The 17,765-nt window shown below is 61.9% G+C and carries 16 protein-coding genes; 8 read left to right on the plus strand and 8 right to left on the minus strand.

Annotation, left to right across the window (positions count from 1 at the left end; all coding sequences use genetic code 11):
- The first annotated feature begins 13 nt into the window (after positions 1–13).
- The 3 genes from ACIGEK_RS04935 (at position 14) to ACIGEK_RS04945 (ending at position 2,576) form a co-directional block, all read left to right on the plus strand.
- On the plus strand, positions 14–1,504 hold the full coding sequence (locus ACIGEK_RS04935) for a flavin-containing monooxygenase (RefSeq protein ID WP_397492213.1): 1,491 nt from the start codon (positions 14–16) through the stop codon (positions 1,502–1,504).
- A gap of 180 nt (positions 1,505–1,684) precedes the next feature.
- Positions 1,685–1,855, plus strand: a complete 171-nt coding sequence (locus tag ACIGEK_RS04940) for a hypothetical protein (protein WP_397492214.1) — start codon at positions 1,685–1,687, stop codon at positions 1,853–1,855.
- A 217-nt stretch (positions 1,856–2,072) separates the two neighbouring features.
- On the plus strand, positions 2,073–2,576 hold the full coding sequence (locus ACIGEK_RS04945) for a hypothetical protein (RefSeq protein ID WP_397492215.1): 504 nt from the start codon (positions 2,073–2,075) through the stop codon (positions 2,574–2,576).
- Between the two features lie 7 nt (positions 2,577–2,583).
- Here the strand turns inward: ACIGEK_RS04945 and ACIGEK_RS04950 are convergent, their stop codons facing one another.
- The 3 genes from ACIGEK_RS04950 to ACIGEK_RS04960 form a co-directional block, all read right to left on the minus strand.
- Positions 2,584–4,953 carry a putative bifunctional diguanylate cyclase/phosphodiesterase gene (locus tag ACIGEK_RS04950; RefSeq protein ID WP_397492216.1) on the minus strand — a complete coding sequence of 790 codons (2,370 nt, stop codon included), beginning with the start codon at positions 4,951–4,953 and terminating at the stop codon, positions 2,584–2,586.
- A complete protein-coding gene (locus tag ACIGEK_RS04955) occupies positions 4,950–5,594 on the minus strand; it encodes a methylamine utilization protein (RefSeq protein ID WP_397492217.1) in 645 nt (214 codons plus the stop codon). Before ACIGEK_RS04955 ends, ACIGEK_RS04950 begins: the two co-directional genes overlap by 4 nt.
- A gap of 66 nt (positions 5,595–5,660) precedes the next feature.
- On the minus strand, positions 5,661–6,560 hold the full coding sequence (locus ACIGEK_RS04960) for a LysR family transcriptional regulator (protein WP_397493084.1): 900 nt from the start codon (positions 6,558–6,560) through the stop codon (positions 5,661–5,663).
- Between the two features lie 120 nt (positions 6,561–6,680).
- On the opposite strand from ACIGEK_RS04960, the gene ACIGEK_RS04965 reads away from it, so the two are divergent.
- From ACIGEK_RS04965 to ACIGEK_RS04980, 4 genes are all read left to right on the plus strand, one after another.
- The gene (locus ACIGEK_RS04965) at positions 6,681–7,919 is read left to right on the plus strand and encodes a 3-hydroxyacyl-CoA dehydrogenase NAD-binding domain-containing protein (RefSeq protein ID WP_397492218.1); all 1,239 of its coding nucleotides are present in this window, start codon (positions 6,681–6,683) and stop codon (positions 7,917–7,919) included.
- Positions 7,916–9,706 (plus strand): acyl-CoA dehydrogenase C-terminal domain-containing protein, encoded by a 1,791-nt coding sequence (locus tag ACIGEK_RS04970; protein ID WP_397492219.1) that lies wholly within the window; start codon positions 7,916–7,918, stop codon positions 9,704–9,706. The genes ACIGEK_RS04965 and ACIGEK_RS04970 overlap by 4 nt, the downstream gene beginning before the upstream one ends.
- Before the next feature lie 70 nt (positions 9,707–9,776).
- On the plus strand, positions 9,777–10,940 hold the full coding sequence (locus tag ACIGEK_RS04975) for an iron-containing alcohol dehydrogenase (protein WP_397492220.1): 1,164 nt from the start codon (positions 9,777–9,779) through the stop codon (positions 10,938–10,940).
- Positions 10,941–11,086: 146 nt separating this feature from the next.
- A complete protein-coding gene (locus tag ACIGEK_RS04980; RefSeq protein ID WP_397492221.1) occupies positions 11,087–11,530 on the plus strand; it encodes an acyl-CoA thioesterase in 444 nt (147 codons plus the stop codon).
- Positions 11,531–11,623: 93 nt separating this feature from the next.
- On the opposite strand, the gene ACIGEK_RS04985 is transcribed toward ACIGEK_RS04980, so the two are convergent.
- From ACIGEK_RS04985 to ACIGEK_RS05000, 4 genes are all read right to left on the minus strand, one after another.
- Entirely contained in the window at positions 11,624–12,049 is a 426-nt protein-coding gene (locus tag ACIGEK_RS04985) for a glycine zipper domain-containing protein (RefSeq protein ID WP_397492222.1), read from the minus strand.
- Positions 12,050–12,193: 144 nt separating this feature from the next.
- Positions 12,194–14,515 (minus strand): FdhF/YdeP family oxidoreductase, encoded by a 2,322-nt coding sequence (locus ACIGEK_RS04990; protein ID WP_397492223.1) that lies wholly within the window; start codon positions 14,513–14,515, stop codon positions 12,194–12,196.
- Positions 14,512–15,363, minus strand: coding sequence for a formate dehydrogenase accessory sulfurtransferase FdhD (gene fdhD, locus ACIGEK_RS04995; RefSeq protein ID WP_397492224.1), 852 nt, complete (start codon positions 15,361–15,363; stop codon positions 14,512–14,514). The genes ACIGEK_RS04990 and fdhD overlap by 4 nt, the downstream gene beginning before the upstream one ends.
- Before the next feature lie 114 nt (positions 15,364–15,477).
- A complete protein-coding gene (locus ACIGEK_RS05000) occupies positions 15,478–16,371 on the minus strand; it encodes a LysR family transcriptional regulator (protein WP_397492225.1) in 894 nt (297 codons plus the stop codon).
- A 193-nt stretch (positions 16,372–16,564) separates the two neighbouring features.
- Between ACIGEK_RS05000 and lysM the strand changes: the two genes are divergently transcribed.
- Positions 16,565–17,005 (plus strand): peptidoglycan-binding protein LysM, encoded by a 441-nt coding sequence (gene lysM, locus ACIGEK_RS05005; RefSeq protein WP_397492226.1) that lies wholly within the window; start codon positions 16,565–16,567, stop codon positions 17,003–17,005.
- A gap of 42 nt (positions 17,006–17,047) precedes the next feature.
- On the opposite strand, the gene yrfG is transcribed toward lysM, so the two are convergent.
- Entirely contained in the window at positions 17,048–17,710 is a 663-nt protein-coding gene (yrfG, locus tag ACIGEK_RS05010) for a GMP/IMP nucleotidase (RefSeq protein ID WP_397492227.1), read from the minus strand.
- Between the last annotated feature and the right edge of the window lie 55 nt (positions 17,711–17,765).

A 17,765-nucleotide genomic window follows, 5' to 3' on the forward strand; every position in this document is an offset into this window, starting at 1 on the left:
CTGAGGAGCCCCCATGTCTGCCGAACATCTAGATGTACTGATTATTGGTGCCGGCCTGTCCGGCATCGGTGCGGCCTATCACCTGATGAAGCACTGCCCCGGCAAGCGCTTCGCCATCCTCGAAGGCCGCGCCGCACTGGGCGGCACCTGGGATCTGTTCCGTTATCCGGGCATTCGTTCCGATTCGGACATGTTCACCCTCGGCTACAACTTCAAACCCTGGACCAATCCGCTGGCGATAGCCGACGGCCCATCGATTCGCAGCTATATCGAAGAAACTGCCGAGGAAAACGGTATCCAGGAAAATATCCGCTACCAGCACAAGGTACTCAAGGCCGACTGGTGCAGCGAGCGCGCCACCTGGACCCTGCAGGTGCAGCGCGGCGAGGACGCCGAACCGATCAAACTGAGCTGCCAGCATCTGCTGATGTGCACCGGTTATTACCGTTATGAAGCAGGCTATACCCCAGAATTCAAAGGCCGTGAGCAGTTTCAGGGCGACTTTATCCACCCGCAGCTGTGGCCGGAAAACTTCGATTACAGCGGCAAGAACGTGGTGGTGATCGGCAGTGGCGCGACGGCGGTAACCCTGGTGCCGGCCATGACCGACAAGGCCAGGCACGTGACCATGCTGCAACGCTCACCGACCTATGTGGTGAGCCTGCCGCAGGGTGATCCGATCTCTGACGTGCTGCGCAAATTTTTGCCGGAAACCTGGGTCTATCGTCTGGCGCGCACCCGTCAGGTTGCGATACAGCTGGGCTTCTACAAGCTTGCTAAGGCGTTCCCAAACCTAGTGCGCAAGGCGTTGCTGGGCCTTGCTCGGCATCAGCTGGGTAAGGATTTCGACATGCGCCACTTCAGCCCGCGCTACAAACCTTGGGATGAGCGCGTATGTGCGGTACCCAATGGTGACCTGTTCAAGGTGCTTCGCCAGGGTAAGGCTTCGGTGGTCACCGAGCATATTGATGGTTTTACCGCCAAGGGCATCCGCCTGAAATCCGGCCAGGAGCTGCCGGCGGATGTGATCATCAGCGCCACTGGCCTGGAGCTGCAGCTGTTTGGTGGCATGCAAGTGGCGGTCGACGGGGTGCCCTTCGATGCGGCCAAAAGCATGGGTTATCGCGGCATTATGCTGCGTGATCTGCCCAATGCAGCGGTGGTGTTGGGTTACACCAATGCCAGCTGGACGCTCAAGGCGGATCTTTCCAGCGAATATTTCTGCCGCCTGATCAACCATATGGATGCCAACGGCATGCGCCAGTGCACCCCGCGCGACACGACGCGGCAGGTCAAGAATGCGCCGTTCCTTGATCTCGCTTCCGGTTATATCCAGCGCGCCGCCGACAAGATCCCCAGCCAGGGTGATCGCGCGCCGTGGAAGCTCTATCAGAACTACCTGCTGGACCTGGCGTTGTTGCGTTACGGCAAGGTTGAGGACGGTTATCTGGAGTTCAGTTCACCGCATGTCGGCGAATCCGCCGCCACAGCCACAGCGGTCTAAACTGCAAAACAATGTAAGCCAAACGCTATAGCTGCTTGGCGCGTTATGCCTACAGAGATGTGGCCATTTGCCGCTTTAGAAGCAGGCACAGGGCCACTATGCTTTGTGACAGCCATCACGGATGAATGGGCCAGGTACCCTGGCTGTTGTCGCAAAGGAGTCCTCTAGAGGATGAGCAGAATGGAATCGCTTCAGCAAGAGCAACGCTACCTGCCAGAGCTGCGGGCGCATATCGACAAACTGCTGGCCAAAGGCTGGGTGATCGCCGAACGCACCCCGCTGACCCTGCAGTCCGGGCGCAAGACCTATATGGTCGTGCACGGTATGTTGATTGGTGATAACGCGTTTTAACCTGCGCGCCACTGTTTTCCCGGGCCGCTGCTGATCAAGATGATCGGCAGCGGCCTTTTTTGTGCGTGCGAAATTTTCAGGTACTCACTTACGACAGCTGTACCTGTATCGCGAGCACCGTTGGCAAGTGCAAAGGCTGGCTATATCGGTATCTGTAATAACACCGTGTAATCAGACTCTACTGAGCTATCCATTGGAAACGTTAAGGGAGCTGTGCATGCGTGCTTTGCTTGGTTGGCCGTTGTTAGCCGTGTTGTTGAGTGGTTGTAGCAGTTCGCCTATCACCCATATGAGCCTGCCGGTGTTGCCGGGGTGGTACAACGGCGAACAGGTTTACTACCTGACCACCGATATTTCGGATGCGCAGATGGCCACGATAATGCGGGCCAACTATGTGCCGCGACTGGCCAATGCGTTACCTGACATGCCCGGCCCGCACCCGTTGGCTACTTATGATCGAGTCTACAAGTTCATGGATGACAGCCAGGCCAGCGTGTTCCCGTCTATCCCGCTGCCGCTCGGAGGGGGTAACCAGGACACGGCTTACAGCCCGTTGTGGCATGTCTATGAGGTGCGTTGGTTGAGTGGCACGCCAGGCGCCACCTTACGTTCGGCCGAAGCCGTATTGCAGGCGCAGGAGCAAGGACTGCTCAGCCTGCGAGCCAGCGGAATTATTGTTAATTGCCCGGTAGTAAGGGTTGCTGACCAGCGCCTTCAGTAGTCCTACGCTACGTCTCGTTGCGGCGGGGCAATTGCCACTGGCAGTTTTCCAGCCAGCTGGCAAACGCGGCGGGTGGTAGCGGTTTGCTTAGTAGATAGCCTTGAGCGATGTCGCAGCCGAGTTGATCAAGGCGTTCGAGAATGGCGTCGGTTTCTACCCCTTCGGCGACAATCTTCAGGCCCATGTTGTGCCCCAGTTCGATAGTCGAACGGACGATTATGTCGTCATCGGGATTGCTCAGCAGGTCGAGGACAAAGGACTTGTCGATCTTCAGTTCATGCACCGGCAGGCGTTTGAGCTGAGCCATGCTGGAGTAGCCGGTACCGTAGTCGTCGATCGACAGCTGCACACCCAGCTCGCACAGCTGTTGTAGTTGACCCATGGCCAGTTCCGGGTCGGCCATTACTGCGCTTTCGGTGATTTCCACGATCAGGTTGGAGGGCGGCACGCCATGCTCGGCGAGTTGCGCGGCGATAAAACCGGCAAAGCCGGGGTCGGCCAGATCCAATGCGGAGATATTGACCGCGGTCTTCAGCTCCAGCCCCTGTTCTTGCCAGGCGAGGCTTTGCGCCAGCGCGGTGCGTACTACCCAGCGGGTCAGGGCGCAGACGTTGCCGGTTTGCTCTGCCAGAGGGATGAATTCGTCCGGTGGGATAAACCCATGCACCGGGTGAATCCAGCGCACCAGGCATTCCACGCCATACAGGCTGCGCGCGCGGATATTCAGTTTCGGTTGGAAGTACAGGCTGAGCTGACCGCCTTCCACCGCGCCTTTCAACTCGCTCATCAGCGCCAGGCGCAACAGGCTGTGGCGATCCAGCTCCGGGCGGTAGAGGGCGTAAGGTGAGCGCTGCTGCTTGCCCAGGTACATCGCTACTTCGGCATGCTGCAGCAGGCTGCCGGCGCTTTCACCGTGATCCGGATACAGAGCGATGCCAATCGTGGCGTTGAGGGTCATGCTGATGCCACGCACGGCAAAGGGTTCGTGCAAGGCGGCGCGGTAATGCTCGGCAGCGGGGATCAGCAAGCCTGGCTGGCAGGGGCTGATCAGCAGGGCAAACTCGTCACCGCCGAGGCGCGCCAGCTGCTCGTCCGGGCGCAGCAGCGCTTGCAGGCGGGCGGCGAGTTGGCAGAGCAACAGGTCGCCGGCATCGTGGCCGAGGGTGTCGTTGAGATCCTTGAAGTTGTCCAGGTCCATCAACAACACCGCAACACCTTCGCCTGGCTGGCAGTGCGCCAAAGCCTGTTGCAACTCGGCGACAAAACGGTTGCGGTTGGCCAGTTCGGTCAGCGGGTCGCGGTAGGCGAGAAAGCTGATGGTGGTTTCGCGCTCGGCAATGCCTTGCTGCATGGCGATGAACTCGCGGGCCAGCAAGCCGATTTCACCGCTGGTCTGAGTGGCCGGCACGTGCATAGCCACCTGATAGTCGCCGCTGGCGATGCGCCGCACGTTATCGACCATCTGGCTCAGCGGCCGACTGACGGTATTGGCGATCCACAGTGCGCCAAGGCCGGCCAGCAGCAGGGCGATGGCGAATATGACGGCTAGCTGCCATTGCAGCGGTTGGTAATCGGCCAGTTCGGCGGACAGCGAGCGCATCAGTAGCACCTGCAACTCGCTGCTGGTACCGGTCAATGGCGCGCGCAACGCTACTTGTTCGAGGCCTTGCAGCGTAAAGCGAAAGCCCCCGTCGGCGTTCGGCAGCATCTGGCTGGCCAGTTCTGCCCGAGGCAGCGCCTGTAGGTTGCTGGCGAGCACCCGGTACTGGCCAGGGCTGCCGTCGAGCAGAGCCACGTCAGCACCACTAAGTCGTGCGAGCTGGGCGACAGCCTGGTCATCCAGCTCAAAGGCCATCAGCAACCAGCCCATCAGGTTGGGGCGTGGGGCAAAGATCGGCGTGGCATTGATGTGCAGTACACGCTCGCCAAACACCACCAGACGCTCTTCGCTCTGCGGCTCATCAGTGCTGAGCATGGCGCTCCAGGGCAATTGCGCACCTGGCAGCAGTTCACTGCTGGTGCCCGCCAGAATCAGCCCCTCTGGCGCACTCACCAAGGCAAAGCTGGCTTGGCTGCGCGAGGCGAAGGACTCCAGCGCGGCGGACAGCGATTGCGCCTCCTGTTGCGGGCTGGCGACCAGGTCGGCGATTTCACCAAGCAGGGTGAAGTCCTTGGCAATCAAGTCGGCCATGGCGCTTTGCGCCTGGCGGCGGCTCTGCAGCTCGTTGCTCAGCACAGCGTGGGCGAAGTTCAACTGCCCGGCCACCTGGCTCAGGGTGTGCTGGTAGGTGGAGCGATACACCAGCGCCAGCAGCAGCACCATCACCGCCAGCAATAGCAGCAGAAAGAAGCCGAGAATCTTGCCGCGTAAGGTCATGGTATGTAGCCACCTTTACCTTGTGGCCGCATGGTGGGGGCTTTTGGACGAGGGTCGCGCTTGAGAGGGGTGTCCAGTTGCCAGGTGAGTTGCCCGGTGCTTGGCAGTGCACGGCTCAGCGGTGCACTGGCGTCACTCAAGCGCGGGTGCCAGAGATACAGTTGCTGGCCGGCGGCCGCGTCGAACTCCAGGCGGGTGTGACCGCTCTGGTCGGTTTGGGTAAACCAGGGGGTGTCCAGCACCAGAATAAAACCGAGCATCCAGTCATGGATATTGCAGCCCAGGGTTACCAGGCCGGGCTGGTCGAAGCGTACGTCCTGGGCGGCGGCATTTTGTTGATGCAGACGCAGCTCGAAGCGTTTGGTGGGTGAAAAGGAATAGACGTGGTGATTGATCGGGTCGGAGTTGGGGAAGCGCACGGTGGTGCCGACCTGCACCGGTAGAACATACGGGGTGAATTGGCGCTTTTGCTGATCCATCACTGCGCTGGCGGCCTGAGTTGGCGCAGGGCCTGGTTCGACCCAGAGCACTGCATCGCTGAGCGGCTGCCCCTGATCGTCGAGCAGAACAATCTCCAGGCTCGTGGCGTGCGCCAGTGTGCCCAGCAGCGTCAGTAGCAGTACCACAACTGATTTCAGCATCCCGATTTCCCCAGGTCGTACGGTTGTGGACGAGAGTATAGGAAGCCTTTGTCATGCAGCGAGGCGTCAGTGTTGGGCGATCTGCAGAATCTGTTCGATCAGCCAGTGCAGCGCCGGGTCGCGCTGGCGTTGGGCCAGGCTGATGATCTCCAGGTGAAACGGGCCGAGAGCGAACGGCAGCTCGAACAACTGCAACGGCAGCAGGCTGGCGAAATGGCGCGCCAGTTGAGTTGGCAGTACGGCGGCCAGTTCGCTGCTGGCGACGATATGCGCGGCCTGCAGGTAGTTGGGCGTGGTGTAGAGGATCTCCCGACACAGGCCCTGTTCGCCGAGCCATTGGTCCACCATGCCGCGGGTCTGGCCGCCATGTACCCATAGGTGACGCAGCTGCAGAAAGGTCGGTAGGTCCATGGGTTGGTTGGTTAGAGGATGGTCGCGGCGCAGCGCCAGTTGCAGGGTTTCGCTCATCCAGTGCTGGCGGGAAAAGCGCGCGGGGATGTCTTCGAAGCGGCCCAACACCAGGTCCAGCTCGCCCTTGTCCAGCGCTTCGGCCGGCAAGCTGGGGCTCAGGTGGCGGATGTCGATGCGCATACCGGGGGCCTGCTGGCTGAGTTGCTTGAGCAGGCGCGGCATGCAGATCAGCTCGACGTAATCGGTGACGGCGATGCTGAAGTGCTGACGGCTGCTGGCCGGGTCGAACACTTCACCGGCGCTCAGGCTCTGCTCGATCTGTTGCAGCGCAGCGCGGATTGGGGTTTCCAGTGCCTGGGCTCGCGGCGTCGGCTGCATGCTGCGGCCAACCCGCACCAGCAGTGGGTCGTCGAGCAGTTCGCGCAGGCGATTCAGGGCATTACTTACCGCTGGCTGACTGAGCGACAGGCGTTCGGCGGCGCGGGAGACATTCTGCTCGCGCATCAATGCATCGAACACGCGTAGCAGGTTGAGGTCGAAGGTTGAGATATTCACTGGCTGAATACGACTTATCACAAGACTAAATTTCAAAAATAGTAACGCCTTGCTTAAGGTGACTGGCGAATTTTCTTTGCAGCACAGGCATTTCATTCGGCACTTATCAGAGGAGTGGGCATGAGCAAGGCATTCGAGGTTCAGCAGGCCGCCGTGATCGGCGCGGGCACCATGGGCCGCGGTATCGTGATGAGCCTGGCCAACGCTGGCATTCAGGTGCTGTGGTTGGACAACAACCCACAGATGCTTGATCAGGCCATGGCCGTGGTGGCGCAAACCAACGCGCACAACGTCAAGCTGGAGCGGATCAGCGCCGAGCAGTCGGCTGCGCGCCTGGCCTGCGTTACCCCGGTGGGTGATTACGCCGCGCTGGCCGATGCCGATCTGGTGATCGAGGCGGTGTACGAGAACCTTGAACTCAAGCAGCAGATCTTCCGCACGCTCGACGCCACCCTGAAGCCGGGCGCGATTCTCGCCAGCAATACCTCAGCGCTGGATATCGACGCGATTGCCGCTGTGACCAAGCGCCCCGAGCAGGTGCTGGGCCTGCATTTCTTCAGCCCAGCGCACATCATGAAACTGCTGGAAATCGTCCGTGGTGGGCAAACTGCCCCTGCGGTGCTGGACGCGGCTGTGGCCTTGGGCCAGCGCATCGGCAAGGTCAGCGTGGTGGCCGGCAACTGCGATGGCTTTATCGGCAACCGCATGCTGCACACCTATGTGCGTGAGGCGCGCATGCTGCTGCTCGAAGGCGCCTATCCACATCAGGTGGATGCCGCGTTGCAGGGCTTCGGCTTCGCCATGGGGCCGTTTCGCATGTACGACGTGGTCGGCATCGATCTGGAGTGGCGCGCCCGCGAGCTGGCTGGCAAAGGCCAGGATGATCCGACTGTGCAGGTGGATAACCGTCTGTGTGGCCTCGGCCGTTTCGGCCAGAAGGTACGCATGGGTTATTACCTTTACGCTGAAGGCAGCCGCCAGGCTGAGCACGACCCCGAGGTGGATGCGCTGGTGCTGCAGGTGTCCGAACAGCTGGGTTTTGTCCGCCGCGAGATTGGCCCTGAGGAAATCCTCGAGCGCTGCCTGCTGGCGCTGGTCAACGAGGGCGCGAAAATCCTCGAAGAAAATATCGCCGCCAATAGCCACGACATCGATCTGGTCTACCTCAATGGCTACGGTTTCCCGGCCGACAAGGGTGGGCCGATGAGCTGGGCAGATGGTCAGGGTGTAGCGGCCATCCATGACCGTTTGAAAGCGTTGCAGGCGACGTTCGGTGAGCACTGGCTGCCGGCACGCCTGATTGAAAAACTGGCCAGCAGCGGTCTGCGTCTCGCCGATGTGCAGGAGGGCCGCGTATGAGCTATCAAGCTCCGCTGCGCGATATGCGCTTTGTGCTGCATGAGCTGTTCGATATCAGCAGTCACTGCGAGCTGCTCGGTAACGGTCTCGACCGCGAGCTGATCGACGGCGTGCTGGAAGAGGGCGCGCGTTACACCGCCGAGGTGGTGGCGCCGTTGAATCGCAACAGCGATGAACAGGGTTGTCAGCTGAGTGACGGCCAGGTGAGCACGCCGGACGGCTTTGCCGAGGCCTATCAGCAATACGTTGATAACGGCTGGGCGAGCATGACCGGGCCGAGCGAGTACGGTGGCCAGGCGTTGCCGCAGATGCTCGCGTGCAACTTCCACGAGATGCTGATGGGCGCTTCGCTGTCGTTCCGCGTGTATTCCGGGCTGACCGAAGGTGCGGTGCTGGCGCTGTACAAACATGGCAGCGAAACGCTGAAAGACACCTACCTGCATAAGCTGGTTAGCGGCCAATGGGCCGGCACCATGTGCCTGACTGAACCCCAGGCCGGCACCGATCTGGCGCTGCTCAGAACCCGCGCCGAACTGCAGGCGGATGGCAGCTTCAAGGTCAGCGGCAGCAAGATCTTTATCAGCGGCGGCGAGCAGGACCTTTCGGAAAACATCATTCATCTGGTGCTGGCGCGTCTGCCGGATGCGCCAGCCGGGGTGAAGGGCATCAGCCTGCTGCTGGTGCCGAAATTTATCGCCGCTGTCGACGGCACGCCGGGCGCGCGCAACGCGCTGTCCTGCGGGGCCATTGAGCACAAGATGGGCATCAAGGGCGCGTCCACCTGCGTGATGAACTTCGACGGCGCCACCGGCTGGCTGATTGGCGAAGCCAATCAGGGCCTGGCCTGCATGTTCACCATGATGAACGACGCACGCTTTCAGGTCGGTTTGCAGGGCTTGGGCATTGGCGAAGCAGCCTTCCAGGGCGCGTTACGTTATGCCCGTGAGCGCCTGCAGTCGCGTGCCCTGAGTGGTCCGGCCGAGCCGGGCAAGGCGGCCGACCCGATTATCGTTCACCCTGATGTGCGGCGCATGCTGCTGACGCAGAAGAGCCTGGTCGAAGGCAGCCGTATGCTCGCGGTTTACTGCGCGCGCCAGCTTGATCTGGAACACGCTCACCCAGACGCCACTGCACGTAAGGCCGCCGGCAAGCGCGCGGCGCTACTGATCCCGATCGTCAAAGCCTTCTGTACCGACATGGGCCAGGAAGTCGCCAGCCACGCCGTGCAGGTGTACGGCGGCCACGGTTTTATCCGCGAGTGGGGCATCGAGCAACTGATGCGCGACAGCCGCATTACCCAACTCTACGAAGGCACCAACGGCATTCAGGCGCTGGACTATATCCGCCGCAAGGTACTCGGCGACGGTGGTGCCGAACTGTCGGCGCTGCAAGCTGAATTCAGCGAGCTGTGCGACGTCCAGGCCGGCCGACCGCCGCTAGCGGCGTTGGCCAAAAGCGTGCAGGCGCGTCTGGGCGAATGGCGCGAGCTGCGCAGCGCAGTGATTGCCGCCAGCCAGCGCGATGTGCAGGAGATTGGCGCGGTGTCGGTGGATTTCCTCCAGTATTCGGCCTATGTGTTGCTGGCCGGTTTCTGGCTGCAGGCTGCAGCGCGGGCGCAAGATGCCTTGGAAACTGGCAGCGGTGATGCGGCGTTCTACCAGGCCAAGCTGCAGTCGGCCGACTTCTACCTGCGCCGGGTGTTGCCGCGGGCCAGCGCTCACCGCGAGTCCCTGCTGGGCGGTGCCGACTGCCTGATGGCCATGGATGAGGCGAGTTTCGCCTTCTGATTGAAGCGCGTAGCGTCGGAGCAATCCACGCTGCTGCGCGAGCCATTTATTACAACAAGAGGATCACCCCATGCTGCCCTTTAGCTTTGCCACCACCGCGCAGATTCTTTGCGAGATCGGCGCGTCGCGGCGCTTGGCTGACCTTTGCCGCGAGCGCGGCGCGCAGCGGGTGCTGATCGTCACTGATCCGGGTATCAGCAAACTCGGCCTGCTCGGCGAGGTACTGCCGGGCTTTGCCCGTACAGAGCTGACGGTCGAGGTATTCGATCAGGTGGTCGCCGACCCGCCCGAGGCGATTCTGCTGGCCGCGGTCGAGCAGGCACGAGCACTGAAGGTGCAGCTGATCGTTGGCTTTGGCGGCGGCAGTTCGATGGATGTGGCCAAACTGGTGGCGCTGCTGGCTCATCCCGACTGCGGCCAAGAGTTGGCGCAGATCTACGGCGTCGGCAATGCCCGCGGGCAGCGCCTGCCGCTGATCCTCGTGCCGACCACCGCCGGCACCGGTTCGGAAGTGACGCAGATTTCCATTATCACTACCGGTGCAACCACCAAGATGGGCGTTGTTTCGCCGTTGCTGCTGCCGGACCTGGCGTTGCTTGATGCCGAGCTGACCCTCGGCTTGCCGCCGGCAGTTACCGCTGCCACAGGTATCGACGCCATGGTGCATGCCATTGAGGCCTATACCAGTGCGCTGAAAAAGAATCCGCTGTCCGACCTTTTGGCGCGCGAGGCACTGCGCCTACTGGCGGCCAATCTGGATGAAGTGGTGCACAACGGAGGCAACCGCGAGGCGCGGCAGGCCATGTTGCTGGGCTCCTGCCTGGCCGGCCAGGCGTTTGCCAACGCACCGGTGGCGGCGGTGCATGCGCTGGCTTATCCGCTGGGCGGACACTTCCATATTCCCCATGGCCTCAGTAACGCTTTGGTGCTGCCGCATGTGCTGGGCTTCAACGCCAATGCGGCCGCGCCGCTGTATGCCGAGCTGGCGCCGCTGGTGCTGGGTGAGCAGCTGCGCGCCGGCAGCGTGCTGCAGCAGACCGAGCAGTTTATCGGCGCAATGGCCGATTTCAGTGTGCGCAGCGGCCTGCCGACGCGTCTGCGCGATGCCGGTGTGCCGCAAGACATGCTGCCGACCCTGGCTCGTGATGCCATGCAGCAACAGCGCCTGCTGGTGAATAACCCGAAGGAAATGACTGAGGCCCATGCCTTGGCTATCTACCAGGTGGCTTATTAACGCTGTCTGGTATCTGTAAGCGATCTCTACTTGTAGGAGCGGCCTTGGCCGCGAATGGCGGTCAAGGTGCCACGGAAAATCGCGGGCAAGCCCGCTCCTACAAAAGCATGGGCGCTTGTGCTTCCCGCTAACTACAAGGATTCCCGATGAGCCAACCCCAACACCTGCACAGCGATTACCGGCACTTCCAGCCGATTACCACGCGCTGGCATGACAACGATGTCTACGGTCACGTCAACAACGTTATCTACTACAGCTTCTTCGACAGTGCGGTGAACACCTACCTGATCGAGGTCGGCGGCCTGGATATTCATAACGGCGACGTGGTGGGCTTTGTAGTCAGCTCCAGCTGCGATTATTTCGCCTCCATCGCTTTTCCCGAGCGTATCGAGATCGGCCTGCGGGTCGGCAAACTAGGCAACAGCTCGGTGCGGTACGAGCTGGCGGTGTTCAAAGCGGGCGAGGAGGAGGCCTGTGCGGCGGGGCGCTTTGTGCATGTCTTCGTTGATCGCAGCAGTAACCGCCCGGTGAGCATTCCCGAGAGTCTACGTGCGGCACTGACGGTGCTGCTGATGGAGCCGGCAACGTAGGCGGCGCTTTAGCGGCGAGCCCACGTTGCAAGCGCCTCCCGGATAAACAAAAAGCCGCTGTTTAGGCGGCTTTTTGGCATCTGTCAGCGGCACTCAGTGGTGTTTGTGCTTCTTATGCTTCTTATGTTTCTTGCCGTTGTAGTGGCCGCGATCACGTTCGCTGCCACCGGCGTATTCATTGGCCAGCGCGCCACCCGCTGCGCCACCCAGGCCGGCACCGATGGTCGAACCGGTGCTGCCGCCGACCTTGTTGCCCAGTACCGAACCACCGGCAGCACCCAGGCCGCCGCCCAGTGCGGCCTCGGTCTTGTTGCCGTCGCGTGCGGTAATCACCCCGCCAGCCGCGCCACCCAGGCCCGCGCCAATCGCCGCGCCAGTGCTGCCACCAACCTGTTGGCCGATCACGTTGCCCAGGGCGCCGCCAATACCTCCGCCGATGGCGACCTTGCCGGTATCGCCCGCCAGGGCCAGGGGTGAAGCCAGGGCGCTGAATACCAGCGCAGACAGTAATGTACGCATACGGCAGACCTTCTCGACTAAATGGGTGCGCGGAGCTAGGCCTTTGTTTTTAAAGGATGATTCATCCGCGCACAGTCTTAGAGGGCGTTTTGTGGAAAAATTCCCTGCCGCTGGTCGCCGTTGTGATTGCCGCCACAGATCCGCTCAAAGGATGCGCGCTTCGGCCTGATGCGCCTGCAGACGAATGGCCACGTACTTCGAGGTCGGGGTAAAGCTGCCCGCACCAAAGCTCTTCAGCGGTACCAGCGGGTTGGCTTCCGGGTAGTAGGCCGCCGCCTGGCCAGCGGGGATATCGAAGGCCAGCAGGGTGAAGCCGGCTACCATGCGTTCGATGCCGTCATCCCAGATGGACTGAATGTCGACCTGCTGCCCCGGCTGAAAGCCCAGGCGCAGGATGTCCGCTTCGTTGACGAACAGCACCTGACGCTGGCCTTTGACGCCACGGTAGCGATCATCCAGGCCGTAGATGGTGGTGTTGTACTGGTCGTGAGAACGCAAGGTTTGCAGGATCAGGTCCGGCGTCTGCCCGGTGCTGCGTACCTGCGGTGGCAGTAGGTCGTCGGGCAGTGGGTTGGCCTTGAAGTTGGCCTTGTGGCTGGTGGTCAGCCAGCGCCGTTCAGCAGCAGCGTTGCCCAGGTAGAAGCCGCCAGGGTGCTGCACGCGCTGGTTGAAGTCGCTAAAGCCGGGAATGGTCTCGGCAATCAGGCTGCGGATGCGACTGTAGTCAGCAATTAGTGCCTCCCACTCGACGGGATGGTTACCCAGGGTGGCTTTGGCGATACCGGCAATGATCGCCGGCTCAGAGCGCATCTGCGCCGACAGCGGCTCAAGCTGGCCGTAGGAGGCGTGGATCATGCTGAATGAGTCTTCCACGGTCACGGCTTGTGGGCCATCCGCCTGGTGGTCGATATCAGTACGGCCGAGGCACGGCAGAATCAGTGCATTCGTGCCGGTGGTCAGGTGGCTGCGGTTGAGCTTGGTGCTGATCTGTACCGTTAGCGCGCAGCGGCTCAGTGCAATATGACTGCGCGGGCTGTCCGGGGTGGCTTGGGCGAAGTTACCGCCCAGGCCGATAAACACCTTGGCTTGGCCATCGAGCATGGCGTTGATCGCTTCAACCGTGTTGTGACCCTGCGCGCGCGGGACCTGGAACTGAAAGCGCTGTTCCAGGGCATCGAGAAACGCCGCTGCTGGCCGTTCATTGATGCCCATGGTGCGGTCGCCCTGCACGTTGCTGTGGCCGCGAACCGGGCACAGACCGGCGCCGGGCCGCCCAAGGTTGCCGCGCAGCAGCTGCAGGTTGACGATTTCCTGGATGGTCGCCACCGAGTTGTGATGCTGGGTGATGCCCATGGCCCAGCAGATGATCACCCGTTCGGCGCGGCGGTAGAGCAGGGCAGCATGCTGCAAATCATCCAGGCTCAGGCCGGATTGCTCGACCAGCGACTCCCAGCTGCTGGCATCCAGCAGCGCCAGGTAGTCATCCACGCCGGCGGTGTGTTCGGCAATAAATTCTAGGTCGAACACGGCCGGCTCGTCTTTGGCCAGCGCCTCGCGGTGCCATTGCAGAAGGAACTTGGCCATACCGCGCAGCGCTGCTAAATCACCACCCAGGGCTGGGCGGAAGAACGCGGTGTTCAACGGTTCAGAGCCGTTGGTGAGCATTTCCAGGGCGTGCTGCGGATGCTGGAAGCGTTCCAGACCGCGCTCTTTTAGTGGGTTGAAACACACCACCTGTGCGCCGCGTTTGACCGCCTCGCGCAGCGGTTCGAGCATGCGCGGGTGGTTGGTGCCGGGGTTTTGCCCGAGCACGAAGATCGCATCGCTGTGCTCGAAATCGGCGAAGGTCACGCTGCCCTTGCCGACGCCCACGCTCTGGCCGAGGGCCACGCCGCTGGCTTCGTGGCACATGTTTGAGCAGTCAGGGAAGTTGTTGCTGCCAAAGGCACGGACGAAAAGCTGATACAGGTAGGCCGCTTCGTTGCTGGCCCGGCCAGATGTATAGAACTCAGCCTGGTTTGGGCTTTCCAGTTGTTTCAGGTGCTCGGCGATCAGGGCAAAGGCGGCGTCCCAACTGATCGGCTGGTAGTGATCGCTGGCGGCGTCATAGCGCATCGGCTCGGTCAGGCGGCCCTGGTATTCGAGCCAGTAATCGCTTTGCTCACGCAGCTGGCTGACGCTGTAACGGGCAAAGAAGGCGGCATCCACGCGGCGTTTGGTGGCTTCCCAATTGACCGCTTTGGCGCCGTTCTCGCAGAACTTGATGTGGCCGTCTTCCGGCGAGTCGCCCCAGGCGCAGCCGGGGCAGTCAAAACCGCCGTGCTGATTGGTTTTGAGCAGGGCGCGGAGGTTTTTGAACGGCTGCTTACTGTCCAGCCAGAAGTGCGTGACGCTGCGCAGCGCGCCCCAGCCAGCGGCGGCCCCTTTGTAGGGTTGATAGCGTGGGTTGATCGGTTGCAGGCTCATGAACGGGCGACTCCGGGCGCGGCTGCTGGGCTGTACACCCGTGGCGCGCTCTGCTGGGGAATATGGATCAGATTGAGGTTGTGCTGGCGTGCCCATTGCACGCTCAGGCTGGTCGGTGCCGACAGGCTGACCAGGGTGCCGATACCGGCGCGCAGTGCCTTGTGAATCAGCTCCAGGCTGCAGCGGCTGGTGACCACGGCAAAGCCCTGACGCAGGTCTCCTCCTTCGCGATGAAGTGCGCCGAGCAGCTTGTCGAGGGCGTTATGCCGGCCGATGTCTTCGCGGCACAGGCGAATCTGCCCTTGAGCATCGACAAACAGCGCCGCGTGCACCGCGCCGCTATGGCGGGCCATGGTCTGTACGCTTTGAATACGTAGGCGCAGGCCCTGCAGGTGGGCCGGTGCAGGCAGTGGGCTGGATGGCAGATTCTGCAGGTGCGGCAGCGCTTGCTCCAGCGCTTCCACCCCGCACAGGCCGCAGCCGCTGTTGCCGGCTAAGGTGCGGCGCTGCTGCTTGAGTGCCCAGAAAGCGCGGTTGCTGACCTGGACCTCGGCACTGATGGCGCTGTCGTGCTGCTGAAGGCTGATGTCGTAGATCTCATCGAAGCTGTCGATCAGGCCGGCGCTCAGGCTGAAACCGTAGATAAAGTCCTCAAGGTCGCTGGGCGAAACCATCATCACGCTGTGGCTGATGCCGTTGTAGCTGATTGCCAGGGCTGTCTCACTGGCCAGCGCGGCGGCGCCGTCCTGCTGGCTATCTGCCAGTTCGACATAGCTGTAAGTGGGCGCTGGCAGTAATGTCGGCGCGCAGGGTGGCGGGCTGGTGGGCGCGTGGCGTGGCATGGGCAAGGCTTCCCGGCACGGAGTTGTTGCTCCAGCCTAGGCCGCTGCGTCAGGTGAGTCTAATTGCTGTTGCCGATCTAGTGATCGATGCGGTCTATCAAGGCTTCAAGTTCGGGCCATTCAGCCCGCCGCTACGGGTAAAAGTTTGTGCGCTTCGGCAAAGCAGGCTTCGGCCAGGGCCGAGCGCGGTGCGCTGCGGCGCAGGATCAGGCCAAGTGGGGCCAGGGTGTGTGCGTCCTCAATGGGCGTCAGCGCCAGGTGCTCGGTGAATTCCGCCAGGCCGCTGTTGAGCGGCATGATCGCGCAACACAGCCCAGCGCTGACCGCTTGCAGCAATTGATGCACGGCATCGGTTTCCAGGCCTGGGCTGGGCGTTAAGCCACGCGAGCGGAAGCTGTGGTCGATCGATTGACGGAAATGCATGCCAGCCGAGAGCAGGCCCAACGGCAGATCGATCAGGCTTTCCCAGCGCAGCGCCGAGCGGGTGAACTGGAAGTGCCGGCGGTCATACAGCAGGCCCATGCGAGTTTCGGCCAGCTCCAGGCTGTCGAAATGCTCAGGGTTGAGGCGGTCGAGGTAGGACAGGCCGAGGTCGAGCTGATTGCGGCCGAGGCGTTCGAGAATCTCCTCGCTGCTCAGGGCAAACAGCTGGAAGCGCAGCCCAGGATGCTGCTCGGCGAAAAACTGCACCAGGCGCATCGGATCGAAGCCGGCCAGCGGCACCACACCCAGACGCAAGGTGCCGACCAACTGGCCACGACAGGCAGCTGCTTCGGCATACAGGCCATCGTGCGCGGCCATCAGGCTGCGGGCCCAGGCCAGAATGCGCTCACCCTCGGCACTGAACCCCTCGAAGCGCTGACCGCGATGCACCAGTTCCAGGCCCAGCTCGTCTTCCAGCTGGCGCAGGCGCATAGACAGGGTTGGCTGGGTGATATGGCAGCGGGCGGCGGCCTGGCCGAAGTGACGGGTTTCATCCAGGGCGATGAGGAATTTAAGCTGTTTGATATCCACGATGAATCCTTCGAATCCCTGGGTTGCGCCGATTCTAGCAGGCAGTTGCGCGCGCTTAGGCGCTGAATGCGGCTTGTGACGAGGCCTGCAGCGGCAGCGCAGAGCCTGGCACCTTTGTCATGAATCAGGGTCTAGACTTCTGGCTCCGGGCACCGTCGCCCGGTCACTTTCCAAGGAATCACGAGGAAGCCTTATGAGTCTGTTTGCCTTTGTCAAAGAAGCCGGTACCAAACTCTGGGAGTCGCTGGTCGGCCAGGAGGCCCAGGCGGCCGAGTCGCTGACGGCGCACGTTGCCAAGGTGGGTTTAGGTAGTCCGAATATTCAGGTCAGCGTCGAAGGTGAGAAAGTCATCGCCCGCGGTGAAGTCGCCAGCCAAGAAGAGAAGGAGAAAATTCTCCTGGCCCTGGGTAACGTCGCCGGTGTGGCCGAAGTGGAAGACCATATCAGCGTGACCACGCCGGCACCGGCGGCGCGCTTTGTCACGGTGAAGAAGGGCGACACCCTGAGCGCGATTGCCAAGGCCGAATACGGCAATGCCAATGCTTACCCGAAAATCTTTGAAGCCAACAAGCCGATGCTCAGCCATCCGGACAAGATCTACCCGGGCCAGGTGCTGCGTATTCCCGAGGAATAAACGACGTGTTTGTCGGGCGGCTGCAATGGCCGCCCGATGCGGTTACAGCCCTTGTAGCAACTCCCGGTAATCCTCCACTGCGGCAAATTCCTCGGTGTCCTTCGGTCCCGCCTGGCTGTCTGGCTGGCGTACGGCGAGCAGGTGGCCGACGCCAAAATGCCCGGCGCTGCGCAGAATCGGCAGGCTGTCATCGATAAACAAACTGCGCGCAGGCGTGAAGCTGATGTCCTGCTGCAGAGCGTGCCAGAACTGCTGGTCTTCCTTGGGGAAGCCATAGTCGTGGGAACTGATCAGCCGGTCGAAATAGGGCGCCAGCTCGATGCGTTCCAGCTTCAATGACAGCGAGTCGCGGTGCGCGTTGGTGATCAGCACCACCTGCTTGCCGGCTTGGCGCAGGGCCTGGATAAAAGTGTCGGCGTCCGGGCGCAGGGCGATCAGATGCGCCACTTCACGCTTGAGGTCGCGGATCGACAGCTTCAGCTCGCGGCTCCAGAAATCCGTGCAGTACCAGTTGAGGGTGCCGGCGTGTTCGCGGAACAGCGGCAGCAGCTCGGCTTCGGCCAGCGCGCGGCTGACGCCGTGATGCTCGGCATAGCGTTGCGGCAGGTGCTGCAACCAGAAGTGGTTGTCGAAGTGCAGGTCGAGCAGGGTACCGTCCATATCCAGCAGGACGGTATCGATGGCGTTCCAGGGCAACGAGGGCATGCGCAGTTCTTCGGGCTGATGCGCAGGGAGTCGCGATTTGCGCCATCGGCGTCGT

The sequence above is a fragment of the Pseudomonas sp. NPDC079086 genome (genome assembly GCF_044542155.1).
Lineage (GTDB): Bacteria > Pseudomonadota > Gammaproteobacteria > Pseudomonadales > Pseudomonadaceae > Aquipseudomonas.